We start from the raw sequence: 12,076 nt of genomic DNA, 5'->3' as shown, positions 1-12,076 counted from the left end.
GTGGTTCAAATAATGAAGCTGGCAACAAAATTAACTTGGATGATGCTCATCATACTGCTTCTCGTAGGCTCCTCCATTGGATACTTCGGATATCGTACCGCTTACCATCAAGTGGATGAAGCTGCTGGGATCGAGCTGGTGGGTTGCGCCAATATTACGACTGGCCTTATAAATCCTGCGGATATATCGGCTCTGGTCAGTGGAGATAACAGCAAACTTGCTGCCATTGAAGACCGAATCGGCTGGATTGTAGCACATAAGCCTATTTTTAAAGAGGCTTTCATTCTCTCTCTGGATGGAAAAATTCTCGCCGCCGATGCCAACTTCAAGCAAAGAGGCTATCAAGCTGGCGATTCCTTCTACTTCACGGACGAAGACAAGGAAATGATAACTACTATGAAGCATTCCGCATACTCCAAGGTTTATACATATGAAGGAACCTCGCTCAAAACCGGATATGGCCCCATTTATCAGGACCATGATCCCACCAAGCCCATTGTTGCACTGATGGCTATCAATTTTGACGGCTCGTTAATTCAGGAACGGACGTTGGATATTATTGTTCAGCCCTTCATTATTGGCGGCTCCATCTTCATCGTGGCTATCCTTGTCGCTTACCTGTTGATTCGCCGTATGGTAAGTCCGCTTACCAAGCTGTCAACCTCTGTGAACACTATTACAAAGGGCGACCTTACCCATGAACCACTTCTCTTCAAAAGCAAGGATGAAATCGGGAATCTGGCCCGCGACTTCAATGATATGACAATGAACCTGCGCAACCTGATTACTCAGGTCAATCACACCTCCATGCTGGTCGCTTCTTCCTCTCAGGAGCTGTCTGCCAGCGCCCAGGCAACGAACCGTGCTGGAGAGCACAGTGTGAATGTTACGATTGAGCTGGCCGATGGGGCGCATACCCAACTGCAGAACCTGGAAGGAAGCTATAAAGCCGTTCAGGATATGTCACGCTTCATCAGCAATATTGCTGGCAATGCGGACATCGCGATGAATAAGGCCGCCGATAATGTTCAGAAAGCGCGTCTTGGCCAGGAATCGATGCATTCCACCACCTCCCAAATGGGAGTTGTGAGGGAAAGCATTGGTGATCTCTCAAGCATTATTGATACGCTTAGCAGTCATTCCAAGGAGATTGAGAACATCGTCGGCACCATCGCCAGCATCGCCGAGGAGACCAACTTGCTGTCGCTGAATGCGGCGATAGAAGCTGCGCGCGCCGGAGAAGAAGGCCGGGGTTTTGCCGTTGTCGCCGGCTCCGTCCGCAAGCTGGCCGAACGTTCGGCCATATCCGCCAGACAAATCAGCGAGCTGGTCAGTCTGATTATCCCCCAAATCGACAAGGCGGGAGAAACTATGAAGCGTTCCACGGACGAAATGCTGCAGGGCAAGGAGCTGATCATATGGGCCGGACGCTCCTTCTCTGAGATCGAAGTCTCCGTATCCGATATGTCTGCCCAAAGCGAGCAAATATCAGCCACAGTCCGGGAGTTGGCGCTGATCTGCGAAGGGCTCGTTGAAGCCATTCAGAATATCGTTACGGTCTCTAATCATACGGCTGAAGGGGCGGAGTCCCTGTCCACCTCTTCGGAGCAACAGCTTGCCGCCATGCAAGAAGTGGAATCCTCCGCATCGCTCCTCTCCTCACTGGCCGAGAAGCTGCAGGTTTTGGTGGAGAACTTCAAGATTTAGGTTTCGTGCAGAACGTGTATACATTTCCGATAAATCATTTGGTTCATAGAGAAATAAACCGCTAAATACGAGGGGAAACCCTGTGTTTGGCGGTTTTTTTATGGTTATTTTATGATGAGTCAGCTCAGTCACTTATGGTAGTCGTCACTGTGACGTTGTTGACAGAGGTTGAGGAGGCGCTAGTGTTGAAATTAATCACCTCCAGGACTACCGTTGCACCAACAATCAAGCCTGTATTTATAATTAAATTAGCAGCGGTAAGCGTCGTTAATCCGCCTCGCTGCAAAGTGCCACCTACGAATATATTGTAGTAGCCGCTGCTTGTCGGAACCGTAAGTCCGTTGGCAGCAACTGAAGCACCGCTATCATTCGTGAAGCTTTGTGCCGGAATGGTGGTTACTCCTCCCACGATGTTGCCCAGCACTACGGTAGCTGTATAACGATTAACAACAGGAGTGAAATTAATATTCGTTGTGACATTAATGTTTCCGCTCACTATACTGTCTGCTTCCAGACGTATTCAAATAATAGACATAGGAACTCCTCCATTCCTAATATTCCAGATATATCTCATAGTTTAGTTTATGTCTATCATCTGGATATGGATTGGATGGGGAAGAGTCTCTAATTACTGCTTTTTTATCAAGCTTCTTTGGGCCCGGGTGACAATTCGTTTGGTTTCCTTCGTATCCGAAGTCTCCAGCCACGCAGCACACACTTGAAGCACCCATTCGGGATTGGTTTTACTGGCATCATTCAGCCAATTGCCCACAGAGTCCTGAACATATTTGGCAGGATCGGATTGGACTACTTCCAAAAGTGGAAGTGCCAGCTCCGGGTGTTCTTTCAGTTTAGGAATGTGCTTGACCCAGACACCTTGTGGCCGGGTCAAATCGATGGCAAAACGACGTATATTAGCATCCTGATCCCGTACCCAATCGTTTAACAGATCAAGCGCGTCAACCAATTGCTTGGAAATAGGCTCTCTCACGGCCATCCAGGCAATTTCACGTACTCCAAAGTGCGAATCCGCTGCAAATGGGCGAATACCCGCCAATTTCTGATCTACATCCCCTTTGATCTTATCTTTATTGATGCAGATAAACCGAATAATCCATCGTATCTAGCTTGGGCACTCCGTTTTTCGCATCCTGCACGGTGATTATTGGCGATAACGTCATCCGGGAAGGAGAAGTCATTCAAGCCTTCAGTACGGACCCTCGTGTACAGGGGGTAAGGAAGTTCTACGACTTGCTGGCTGAAGAAACGAGGATTACAGCTACAGCCATTCAGACGGTAGGGAGCAAAGGCTATGATGGTTTCGTGATCGGAATCGTAAATGGTTAATTGGCGAAAATCTGCTAAGCACAGGGGGACAACCTGAGTGTTTAGCTTTTTTGTTGTGGTAAAATGATGCTGAAGGAAGCATCAGAACGTTTTTGAACGTTTACTGCTGAATTCCTATGTAAGAAGAATGAATTTACATAAAAGTAGATGCATTTTCTTTAAAATGTAAACGTAATCATGATGATTGGAGCAGGAATTCACCATTTTGTAAAAAAATGAAGTTGGAATGAAGTTTTTTGAATCTTTTTGAAGAAAAATGATTGTTTTTTGTGAGGTTTATGGTACGATATGAACAAGTTGGGGGAATGAAGATGCTGACGGAAGAAAGATACAAGTTAATAATACAGCGCTTACAAGAACGCGGTGTTGTAAAGTTACAGGAATTGGTCGATCTGTTGGGCGCTTCTGAATCAACGATTCGGCGTGATTTAATCGATCTTGAAGCCCGTCAGTTGCTAAAGCGGATTCATGGCGGGGCTTCCTTGCTGAATCAGAAAAGTCAGGAACCTGGCATGGAAGAAAAAACATTCAAAAACGTTCAACAAAAAAATGTAGTCGCCCGTATAGCCGCCAAAGAAATTTTGGATGGCGAATGTATTTATCTGGATGCGGGAACAACAACGATGGCGATGATTCCTTACATCGAAGCTAAAGACGTGACGGTCGTGACAAATGGCCTATCCCACGTAGAAGCCCTGGTAAGCAAGCGAATCAGAAGCTATCTACTGGGAGGGATGATGAAAATTCATACCAAAGCCGTAATCGGGAGTATTGCCCTGCAGAATTTGGACAATTTTCGATTCGACAAGTGCTTTCTGGGAACGAACGGGGTAGACGTGGAAATGGGGTATACCACTCCTGATCCTGAAGAGGCGCTGATTAAGCGGCGGGCCCACCAGCTGTCCGGCAAAACGTATGTGTTGGCAGATTCCAGTAAAATTGGAGAAGTTACCTTCGCCAAACTGTTCGAACTAAAGGAAGCTATTCTTATTAGCGAATCGGTGCCTGAACGCTCACGCCGATCCATTGCTCAGAAAACTAAAATAATCGAGGGATAACAATGATATATACAGTAACGCTGAACCCTTCTATTGATTACATCGTGGAAGTTGACGATTTGAAGCTTGGGGATTTGAACCGGATGAAACGAGATTTGAAATTGCCGGGTGGCAAGGGGATTAATGTATCCCGGATACTGTACCAATTAGGAGCAGACAGCACGGCGATTGGCTTTCTCGGTGGATTCACAGGCAGGTTTATCAACGATACATTGCGGGAAGAATCCATTAAAACTGATTTTGTAATCATCGAAGATGACACTCGGATCAACATTAAGCTCAAGCATGGCGATGAGACGGAAATTAACGGTTTGGGACCTGCGATTCGTGAGCATGAGGCGGATGCGTTGGTGCAGAAGTTGTCAGGTCTCCAGAAAAATGACATTGTCGTCTTGTCGGGAAGTATCCCGCCGTCACTTGGAGGAGACTTCTACGATCGGCTGATTAGCGTATGCCAGCAGACTGGGGCTGAATTCGTCATCGACACCACAGGTGACGCGCTGATGAAGGCACTGGTTCATAAGCCACTGCTCGTCAAGCCGAATCACCATGAGCTGGCTGAGTTGTTTGGCGTAACCATTAATTCAAAGGAGGAGATCGTCACTTACGGCCGTAAGCTGCTGGAAGCAGGTGCAAAAAATGTACTGATTTCCATGGCAGGAGAAGGGGCTTTGTTCATTACGGCAGATGAAGTGTATCACGCAAATGTACCAGCAGGAACGGTTAAAAATTCTGTAGGCGCAGGTGATTCGATGATTGCTGGATTCGTGGGTACGCTGGCTCTTCTTGGCGATCCGATCGAAGCATTCCGTGCAGGAGTGGCATCCGGAAGCGCAACCGCATTCTCCGATGATCTGGCTACCAGAGAGAAAATTGAACAATTACGGCCGCAAGTTGCGATTTCAAAATGGTAATCCCTGCTACAGCATGAGCTTATTATGCGTGTGTCCACACGCTGACCGAACTTAGGAGAGTGTGAAAAATGAGAATAACAGACCTGATGATTAAAGAAACGATGATCATGGATTTGCAGGCTACGACAAAAGACGGGGCGATTGAGGAACTCATCGCCAGTCTCGAAGCCAGCGGACGCATTAATGACCGGGCATTGTTCAAAGAAATGATTTACAAACGCGAAGCAGAATCCAGCACAGGAATCGGTGGCGGCATTGCGATGCCACATGCCAAGACCAAAGCTGTGAATGAAGCGACTGTCGTTTTTGCAAAAAGCAGTAAAGGTGTAGATTTCGAATCGTTGGATGGTGAGCCAGCGAACGTATTTTTCATGATTGCAGCCCCAGAGGGAGCAGCGAATACGCATCTTCGCACACTGGCGGCACTTTCCCGGTTGTTAATTGATACCGATTTCATCGAAAAGCTGATGAATGCGCAAACACCGGATGAAGTATCCGAGCTGTTTGATACCAAGCAGGCGGAAGAAGAAGCAGCCAAGAAAGAAAAAGAGGCTGCCAAAGCACAGCAAACGCCGGACGTTATCGCTGGTAATCCGGATTCTGACGAGTTTGTGGTTGCGGTGACCGCTTGCCCTACAGGCATTGCGCACACGTATATGGCTGAAGACGCTCTCATTAAGAAAGCGAAAGAGATGGGTGTAAATATCCGGGTAGAAACGAATGGCTCGGAAGGTGCGCAAAACGTACTGACAGCGGATGAAATTCGTCGTGCCAAAGGTGTAATCGTCGCAGCTGACAAAAAGGTTGAAATGGCCAGATTTGACGGTAAGCCTGTATTGCAAAGACCGGTAAGTGACGGTATTCGTAAATCTGAAGAACTGATCCGCAAAGCGCTAAACGGCGATGCTCCAATCTACCGTAGTGAAGGTAATGGGAACACGGAGGAGACGAAAGCAGAAAAAGCCAGCGTCGGCAGTAAAATTTACAAGGATCTAATGAACGGTATCTCTCATATGCTACCGTTCGTTGTAGGCGGCGGGATTTTGCTGGCCATCTCCTTCCTGTTCGAACAGATGGCGGGCGCAGAGAATCCAATCGTTAAGCTGCTGCAAACGATTGGCGGCGGAACAGGTGCGTTCCACTTCCTGATTCCGATACTGGCCGGATTTATCGCGATGAGTATTGGGGATCGTCCGGCATTGATGCCAGGTATGGTTGGTGGTCTGATGGCTGTAAACTCTAATGCAGGCTTTCTTGGCGGTCTGGCAGCAGGTTTCATGGCTGGTTATGTGGTTATCTTCCTGCGTAAAGCTTTTGCAGGTCTGCCGAAAACGCTGGATGGCTTAAAGCCAATCTTGTTATACCCAGTATTTGGACTACTAATTACAGGCGCGATTATGTTCTACCTGTTTGATCCGATTTTCGGTGGTATTAATACGTGGCTTGTCAATGTTCTGAACAATTTAGGAACAGGTAATGCGGTTATTCTGGGTCTGATCCTGGGTGGAATGATGTCGATTGACATGGGTGGACCTTTCAACAAAGCGGCATACGCATTTTCGATCGGTGTCTTTACTTCCAGCGGTAACACGAACGGAGCTATGATGGCTGCTGTTATGGCGGGCGGTATGGTACCTCCGCTGGCGATCGCATTAGCTTCAACGTTCTTCAAAAATAAATTTACTGAGCAAGAGCGCAAGTCTGGCTTGACGAACTATGTACTCGGGTTGTCCTTCATTACGGAAGGAGCAATTCCATTCGCAGCTGCTGACCCTCTGCGTGTCCTAACCTCTTGTATTGTAGGCTCAGCGATTGCTGGTGGTCTGACGCAGTTTTGGCAAATCAATCTCCCAGCTCCACATGGCGGCATTTTTGTAGCAGCTCTTGCCAATCATGCTTTGCTGTTCTTGCTTGCAGTGGCGATTGGCTCTGTGATTTCCGCGCTCATTCTGGGACTGTGGAAAAAACCGCTCGAAGCGAAATAACTGGCATCACAAAAATAAAGAAATAAGAAGAGGGACACACTCCCTCTGGTTTTCATAATAGTAAAGCCGCTAAACACCAGATTTCTGAGTGTTTGGCGGCTTTTTCTTTATGCTAAGTTGGCTTGCGCATATAGCTTATTAGTAGTTTTTGCATTGGAGCTATCGCATATAAAGCTCCTTAACTAGTTGCATCAGCAGCTTTCGCGCCGAAGACATGTATTGCTGGTGCTGGCTGCTGTGTAATAGTCCAACGGGAATAGCCGGGTCTGTTAACTGTAGTGGAATCGTGATGAACTCTTCCGACACAGGTAACGACGATAGAATTACTCCGACCGAAGGAATTGCTTTTACAAATGACGGTATGGATGAGATTTGACTGACAATATAAAAAAACGGCATCGACGGAAAGCGCGAAAGCTCTTTTTCCAGCCGAATATGATACAGGCAGTTCTTCCCTCCAACGATCAGCGGGTATTCGTACAGGTCTTCTAGATGAACCTCGCTTTTGGCCGCAAAGGGATGATCACGGGATACGATAAAAGCAATCTGTTCGTGATACACAGGTTCAAAGTGCAGGGAAGGAATCGAGTATGGTTCCCCGCAAATTGCAAAATCAAGCGTGTTCTCCATCAGAGCATTCGAGAGTGCATCTGTGTTTCCTACTGTAAAATGGCACGTCATATTCGGCTTATGCTCCCGAAACTGACGCAGGACCTCGGGCAGCACGGTAGCCGCTACCGTTTCAATTACCCCGATATGCAGCGTGCCGATTTCCTCTTTTTTCAGAGAATTAGCCTGATCCAATACATAATTCCAATGCTGAATAAGTCCATCTACCTCTTCTGCATAACATTTACCCGCAGCGGTTAATTCCGCATCCCATCCTCTTTTAAAAAGCTGAAATCCCAGCTCCTTCTCCAGTCTCTGAACTTGGCTGGTTACTGTAGACTGTGCGTAGTTTAATTTGGCGGCAGCCTTTGAGAAGGTTCCTTCTTCAATAATGGTACGAAACGTGGTTAGCTCTTTCAGATCCATGAACACTCATCTCCATCGGTAAAAATGAATATATTTATGATTATTTTCAATTATACAGATGAAAAAGGATGAGGTAAAATCATCTTATCCAGACGGACAGGAGAGATGAACATGCCATTTGTACGAGTAGGTTACATGGAGGATCAATACACAGAGAAGGAGCTACCTGGGATTAGCCGCTGTATCATGGACGCTTTGATCGAACATTTTCAGGTGCCGGCAAAAGATTATTTTCAGGTTTTTCATGCTCATAAGCAGAGCGAGTTTTATTACAGTCCGGATTATTTACAGGTACCGAGAACAGACAAGCTGCTCTATATCCAAATTACGCTCGGATCAGGCAGAAGTACGGAACAAAAAAAGAGCTTCTACCAAAGGGTAGCCGAACTCTTATCCACCGAATGCAAGATCAGGCCGGAGGATGTATTTGTAACACTGGTGGAAACGGAATTAGAGGATTGGTCCTTTGGCAACGGGCTTGCCCAGATGATTTTATAGCTGGAAACTGCACATCTGCATACGATCTGCATAACTGAACATCAGGAACGAAGGGAAGTGTTGAAAAAATGAAGCATAAATTAATCCCATCGAGTGTACGGGAAAAGGTTGGGGATTTTGCGCCCGCTTTTGTGAACTATACGGAGAACGTTCTTTTTGGCGATGTATGGAGAAGAAGCGAGCTATCTCTCAGAGAACGGAGTCTCATAACCATTTCCGCGTTGGTAGCGGGTGAGCATGGGGGTCAGCTTCCCTATCATCTGAATTTGGCCAAGGATAACGGATTATCGGAAGAAGAACTGGTCGAGGTAATCACACAGCTTGCCTTTTATGTAGGATGGCCCCGAGCCGCCTCAGCTATTCAAATTGCCAAAGACGTATTTTGCAAAGAAAAAGAGAGTTAAGCATGAACCTAAAAAGGTTTTTTAATCATGATTGTATTTGTTATTCTGCTTTGAAAGCGGTATAGTAAGAGTAATTGAATGAGGGGTGAAGTGCCCTTCGGGATTGTTACTGGTAAGCAGGCGATACCCAAATAATGACTAATTGATTTAGTCGTTATTTGGTTTTTTTGTTATTACAAACTTTGTCATTACATCAATGAGGTGAGCAGATAAATGATCATCCGGCAAATTTTTAACAACAATGTTATTCGAGTCGAAAATCAGGTGGGTCATGAATTTGTTGTCATAGGGAATGGTTTGGGCTTTAAAAAGAAAAATGGTCAGAGGGTCGATGAGGAAAAAATAGAAAAAACCTTTGTATTAAAGTCCGATAAAATTCCGCAAAAATTAATAGATCTTATTGGGGAAACATCTGTAGAGTATTTAAAGGTGGCGGATGAAATTGTAGGCAGCGCAAAAAAGGAAATGGGAGATATTTTTAGTGACAATATCTATATTTCTCTGATTGACCATATTCAATTTGCCATCTCTCGGTACAGAAAATCCGTGGGACTTAAAAATTCACTGTTATGGCAAATTAAAAAATTTTATAAAAAAGAATTTATGATCGGAATGAATGCATTGGACATCATCCATGCTCAATTTGGCATCCAAATGGACGAGCATGAAGCAAGCTTTATTGCCATGCATTTTGTCAATGCAAGGCAAGACGGTCAGGGAATGAAGCAAACGGTTGAGATTACGGAGGTCATTGATGACATTTTCAACATTGTAACCGATTACTATCAGCTGGCATTGGATGAAACTTCATTCAGCTATTCCCGGTTTATTACCCATTTACAATACTTTGCTCAAAGAATGCTGAGTAACGAACAAGAGCAACGAGCTTCAGGCGACAACTTCTTGTATGAGCAGGTCAAAGATAAATACACGAAGGCTTTTCAATGTACCCATTTGATTAATCAATATTTGGAATTAAAGCATGAAAGTGCTATGTCGATTGATGAAAAGGTGTACTTGACGATTCATATACAGCGTGTGACTTCCAGAAACGATATGGCTGGTTCCTAGAAAAAAAAGCTTGCAAACGATTTCTGAGTGATTTATAGTAGGCTCACAACTTAAATATAAGGATTGTTACTGGTTAAGCAGGCGATACCTAAATGAATGGCAGTGATCATTTTCTTTGATTACACAGGCCTTTCGTTTAGGTATTTTTTTGTTTTCAGACAATCTGCCCAGAAGGAGAATGAACATGGACCATAAGAAAATGGGCGATGACATCGTACGCCTCGTTGGAGGAGAAGAAAATATTAACGGGCTTGTGCATTGTGCTACACGGCTCAGATTTGACCTGAAAGATTCAAGAAAAGCCGAAAGAGAAACGCTAGAGAAGCATGAGGGCATCATTACTGTTGTCGAAAGCGGAGGGCAGTTTCAAGTGGTTATCGGGAGCCACGTTGCCTATGTATATACGGAGATCATGAAAAACAGGAATTTTGGATCGGACTCTCCTGCGGCTGGTGAATCAAGCGGAAAGAAGACATCGGTCATATCTACAATCTTTGAAGTCATTTCCGGCAGTTTCTCCCCGCTGATTCCGGCGATGGCGGGCTCGGGGATGATAAAAGCACTCCTGACGGTTTTGACCTTGCTGGGGTGGATGTCTGCGACAAGTGATACCTATCTGATCCTGTCCGCTGCGGGGAATGCTGTGTTTTACTTCTTACCGATTTTGCTTGGGGTCACGCTTGGTATAAAGCTGAAGGCGAATCCTTATGTAGCCGGTGTCATCGGTGCGGCCCTCATGGAACCCAACTTTACGGGGCTGATGGACAAAGGCTCTGATGTATCGTTTTTAGGAATTCCGGTGGTCATGATGAACTACTCGGCCAGTGTTTTCCCGGTTTTCATATCCATCAGCATATATGCGTTGGTGGACAAGTTTTTGAAGAAGATCATTCTTAAGGATCTACAGCTTTTTTTAGTTCCGATGCTGGCTTTAATGATTATGGTTCCGCTATCTGCGATCGCATTCGGACCTTTCGGTACAGGGGTAGGAGATTGGATTTCTTCAGGTGTGACATGGTTAATCGGTGTAAGTGGCATTTTGTCAGGGATTGTTCTTGGCGGCTTTATGACCTTTATGGTCGTCTTCGGACTTCACTGGGGGTTTACACCCATCACGATTCAAAATATCGGTGTTGGTGGTGATCCGATTGAGGCGATGGCTGCAGCAGCTGTATTTGCTCAAATTGGTGTCGCATTTGGTATCTTCCTGAAGGCGAGAAAAGATAAAACACTTAGAACTCTTGCCGGTTCCACGAGTATTACAGGATTACTGGCTGGTGTGACAGAGCCGATTGTGTATGGTCTGGTGCTTCGTTATAAACGTGTCATTCCGATTGTCATTATTGCAGGCGCTCTAGGTGGAGCTATTAATGGACATTTTGGGGTAAAAATGACGGCTTATGTTTTTCACAATATTTTTGCTATTCCAGTATATACGCCAACCTTAATTTATGTTATCGCCATTGCATGCTCGTTCGCGGCGGCAACGGTACTAACCCTTATTTTCGGGTATGAAAGCAAGGTTAAGGGGGAGGCCCTGGAAACAGTTGAATCCATGAAAACAGAAGAACCCGTGGCCGTCGACATCAAGAAAGAAACGATATACAGCCCGATCACAGGCAAGACTATACCACTGAGCCAAGTGAATGATTCTGCATTTTCTACAGAGGCCATGGGAAAAGGGTTAGCCATTGAACCGTCTGTCGGTGAGGTCGTAGCGCCGATAGATGGAGTTGTAACCTCGCTGTTCCCCACAGGACACGCGATAGGCTTGACTTCAAATGCGGGTACGGAGATATTGATTCATATCGGAATTAACACGGTTGCGCTGAAAGGGAAGCATTTTAATCCAGTGGTTAAAGAGGGGGACAGTGTGAAACAGGGCGATTTGTTAATCCAATTTGACAGGGAACAGATTATAGAAGCAGGATACGAAATCGTGACGCCTGTCATCGTCACACTTACTAAAAATAAAGTGGACGTATTCGAGACAAATCAGGAGCAGGTTCAGAAAAACGAAGTATTGTTAACTTTGGTTGTGTGATACAGGAAAGCGT

10 protein-coding genes and 2 pseudogenes are annotated in these 12,076 nt (G+C 45.6%); 9 read left to right on the top strand and 3 right to left on the bottom strand.

Translation table 11 applies throughout. From position 1 onward, the window contains the following. Positions 1 to 12 precede the first annotated feature (12 nt). Positions 13 to 1,707, top strand: coding sequence for a methyl-accepting chemotaxis protein (locus ASL14_RS02945; protein ID WP_134910390.1), 1,695 nt, complete (start codon positions 13 to 15; stop codon positions 1,705 to 1,707). 124 nt (positions 1,708 to 1,831) lie between these two features. On the opposite strand, the gene ASL14_RS02940 is transcribed toward ASL14_RS02945, so the two are convergent. Together ASL14_RS02940 and ASL14_RS02935 are read right to left on the bottom strand one after the other, a co-directional pair. Next, complete coding sequence (locus ASL14_RS02940) at positions 1,832 to 2,203, bottom strand: DUF4183 domain-containing protein (protein WP_223264173.1); 372 nt, start codon at positions 2,201 to 2,203, stop codon at positions 1,832 to 1,834. A gap of 132 nt (positions 2,204 to 2,335) precedes the next feature. Further along, positions 2,336 to 2,776, bottom strand: a pseudogene (locus ASL14_RS02935) (DNA alkylation repair protein); the annotation flags it as partial. On the opposite strand from ASL14_RS02935, the pseudogene ASL14_RS02930 reads away from it, so the two are divergent. The 4 genes and pseudogenes from ASL14_RS02930 to ASL14_RS02915 form a co-directional block, all read left to right on the top strand. After that, positions 2,777 to 3,054 (top strand): annotated as a pseudogene (locus tag ASL14_RS02930) (O-methyltransferase); the annotation flags it as partial. 311 nt (positions 3,055 to 3,365) lie between these two features. Next, positions 3,366 to 4,112, top strand: coding sequence for a DeoR/GlpR family DNA-binding transcription regulator (locus ASL14_RS02925; RefSeq protein ID WP_134910389.1), 747 nt, complete (start codon positions 3,366 to 3,368; stop codon positions 4,110 to 4,112). 2 nt (positions 4,113 to 4,114) lie between these two features. After that, positions 4,115 to 5,026 (top strand): 1-phosphofructokinase, encoded by a 912-nt coding sequence (gene pfkB / locus ASL14_RS02920; RefSeq protein WP_134910388.1) that lies wholly within the window; start codon positions 4,115 to 4,117, stop codon positions 5,024 to 5,026. Between the two features lie 68 nt (positions 5,027 to 5,094). Continuing rightward, positions 5,095 to 7,011, top strand: coding sequence for a PTS fructose transporter subunit IIABC (locus tag ASL14_RS02915; protein WP_134910387.1), 1,917 nt, complete (start codon positions 5,095 to 5,097; stop codon positions 7,009 to 7,011). 159 nt (positions 7,012 to 7,170) lie between these two features. Here ASL14_RS02915 and ASL14_RS02910 read toward each other — a convergent pair whose 3' ends face one another. Further along, positions 7,171 to 8,046 (bottom strand): LysR family transcriptional regulator, encoded by an 876-nt coding sequence (locus tag ASL14_RS02910; protein WP_134910386.1) that lies wholly within the window; start codon positions 8,044 to 8,046, stop codon positions 7,171 to 7,173. A gap of 111 nt (positions 8,047 to 8,157) precedes the next feature. On the opposite strand from ASL14_RS02910, the gene ASL14_RS02905 reads away from it, so the two are divergent. The 4 genes from ASL14_RS02905 to ASL14_RS02890 all read left to right on the top strand — a co-directional run bounded on the left by ASL14_RS02905 (position 8,158) and on the right by ASL14_RS02890 (position 12,063). Beyond that, positions 8,158 to 8,544: a tautomerase family protein gene (locus tag ASL14_RS02905; RefSeq protein ID WP_134910385.1), complete on the top strand. Its 387-nt coding sequence runs from the start codon at positions 8,158 to 8,160 to the stop codon at positions 8,542 to 8,544. 68 nt (positions 8,545 to 8,612) lie between these two features. Further along, positions 8,613 to 8,948 carry a carboxymuconolactone decarboxylase family protein gene (locus tag ASL14_RS02900; protein WP_134910384.1) on the top strand — a complete coding sequence of 112 codons (336 nt, stop codon included), beginning with the start codon at positions 8,613 to 8,615 and terminating at the stop codon, positions 8,946 to 8,948. Positions 8,949 to 9,161: 213 nt separating this feature from the next. Beyond that, entirely contained in the window at positions 9,162 to 10,019 is an 858-nt protein-coding gene (gene licT / locus ASL14_RS02895; RefSeq protein WP_134910383.1) for a BglG family transcription antiterminator LicT, read from the top strand. Positions 10,020 to 10,203: 184 nt separating this feature from the next. Then, the gene (locus tag ASL14_RS02890) at positions 10,204 to 12,063 is read left to right on the top strand and encodes a beta-glucoside-specific PTS transporter subunit IIABC (RefSeq protein WP_134910382.1); all 1,860 of its coding nucleotides are present in this window, start codon (positions 10,204 to 10,206) and stop codon (positions 12,061 to 12,063) included. Positions 12,064 to 12,076 lie beyond the last annotated feature (13 nt).

Source organism: Paenibacillus sp. IHB B 3084 (genome assembly GCF_001447315.1).
GTDB lineage: Bacteria > Bacillota > Bacilli > Paenibacillales > Paenibacillaceae > Paenibacillus.
Note: the sequence above shows the minus strand (reverse complement) of the source record. Positions and strands in the feature narration are given on the sequence as shown.

Coding starts and splice junctions, on each gene's coding strand:
- ASL14_RS02945 (WP_134910390.1), top strand. CDS start 13: ATGAAGCTGGCAACAAAATTAACTTGGATGATGCTCATCATACTGCTT.
- ASL14_RS02925 (WP_134910389.1), top strand. CDS start 3,366: ATGCTGACGGAAGAAAGATACAAGTTAATAATACAGCGCTTACAAGAA.
- pfkB (WP_134910388.1), top strand. CDS start 4,115: ATGATATATACAGTAACGCTGAACCCTTCTATTGATTACATCGTGGAA.
- ASL14_RS02915 (WP_134910387.1), top strand. CDS start 5,095: ATGAGAATAACAGACCTGATGATTAAAGAAACGATGATCATGGATTTG.
- ASL14_RS02910 (WP_134910386.1), bottom strand. CDS start 8,046: ATGGATCTGAAAGAGCTAACCACGTTTCGTACCATTATTGAAGAAGGA.
- ASL14_RS02905 (WP_134910385.1), top strand. CDS start 8,158: ATGCCATTTGTACGAGTAGGTTACATGGAGGATCAATACACAGAGAAG.
- ASL14_RS02900 (WP_134910384.1), top strand. CDS start 8,613: ATGAAGCATAAATTAATCCCATCGAGTGTACGGGAAAAGGTTGGGGAT.
- licT (WP_134910383.1), top strand. CDS start 9,162: ATGATCATCCGGCAAATTTTTAACAACAATGTTATTCGAGTCGAAAAT.
- ASL14_RS02890 (WP_134910382.1), top strand. CDS start 10,204: ATGGACCATAAGAAAATGGGCGATGACATCGTACGCCTCGTTGGAGGA.